We start from the raw sequence: 1,245 nt of genomic DNA on the forward strand, positions 1-1,245 counted from the left end.
TATGGGTCTTGATTTCAACCCGTCGATGCAACAGTTAGGGCAAAACGTTCTGCCGGTGTTTGATAGTTTAGTGTTTTTCTAGGGCGTTCATTGAGTTGCCTTGCTACTGCATTGAGTTTGGCTTGAGAGTAGTTAGCTAAGCTCATGCCTTTAGGGAAGTACTGTCTTAATAGCCCATTGGTATTTTCATTAGATCCTCGTTGCCAAGGATGCTGAGGATCGCAAAAATACACTTGCACATCGGTAGCTAGAGTAAAGCGTTTGTGTTCAGACATTTCTTTACCCCGATCCCATGTTAAGGACTTGTAGAGCTCTTGCGGTAACTTGCGGGCATGCTTGATGAGTGCATTGACCACCGTCTCACTGTCTTTACGAGCCACCTTGACTAGCATCACATAGCGAGTCTGTCGCTCCACGAGAGTAGCGATCTGACTATTGGCATCCCCATATAAAAGATCACCCTCCCAATGGCCGGGAACAGCTCTATCTTCTGCTTCGGCTGGCCGCTCTCTGATCGAGACTGCATCCTTAATTTTTCCAAGCCCTGCATCCTTCAGCGTGTGATGCCGTGATCGGCGCATGATGCGGGTGCGTCGTAAATGCTGGGTGAGCTCTTTCTTTAAGGCTCCGCGGGCTTGGATGAAGAGGCTACGGTAGATCGTTTCGTGTGACACCTGATAGTCCTCCTGATCTGGATAAGTCTCTTTTAGCCAACCGGCAATCTGTTGTGGTGACCAGTAGTGCTGCAGTTTATCTGCCACCAGATGCGCTAAGGCTTTATTCAAGACTAGTTTACAAGTCTGAGGGCGATGTGCCCTGTCCCAAGCAGACTGGTCTGATTGATTGGCTCGATAGCTCTTTGGATCACCATTACGACCAATCTCACGACTAATTGTAGAAGGCGAGCGGCCCAACTCGGTAGCAATTGATCTCATGGATTGACCGCTTGCCAGACCACGTGAAATGGCTTCCCGTTCAGCTAAGGTTAATGCTAGTTTGGATCGAGTTCGCTCTGGCGGTCTAATGCCGCCACTCTCAGCCAAAATTCGCTGAACTGCCGAGTGGTGGCGATCAAATAACTGGGCAATTTGCTGGAGAGAATCTCCCTTTTTCCAGCGCTCCCACATTAAAGCCTTCTGGGTAGCTGTGTAATAGATTCTAGGTCGTTGTTTCATGAGCAACACTCCTTGCGCTTACGCAGTTAGTAGTGTGTTGCATCGACGGGTTGAAATCAAGGTCGTTAGC

General features: G+C 48.9%; 1 protein-coding gene. It reads right to left on the minus strand.

Features of this window, described 5'->3' with window-relative positions; translation table 11 throughout:
* Nucleotides 1–14 precede the first annotated feature (14 nt).
* Nucleotides 15–1,175, minus strand: a complete 1,161-nt coding sequence (locus VC188_RS11840; protein ID WP_216190072.1) for an IS30 family transposase — start codon at nucleotides 1,173–1,175, stop codon at nucleotides 15–17.
* Nucleotides 1,176–1,245: the final 70 nt, after the last annotated feature.

The sequence above is a fragment of the Polynucleobacter sp. MG-28-Ekke-A2 genome (genome assembly GCF_035012985.1).
Taxonomy (GTDB): Bacteria; Pseudomonadota; Gammaproteobacteria; order Burkholderiales; family Burkholderiaceae; genus Polynucleobacter.

Bases quoted from the DNA above. Each gene is read 5' to 3' on its own strand.
- VC188_RS11840 (WP_216190072.1), bottom strand. From the start codon at position 1,175: ATGAAACAACGACCTAGAATCTATTACACAGCTACCCAGAAGGCTTTA.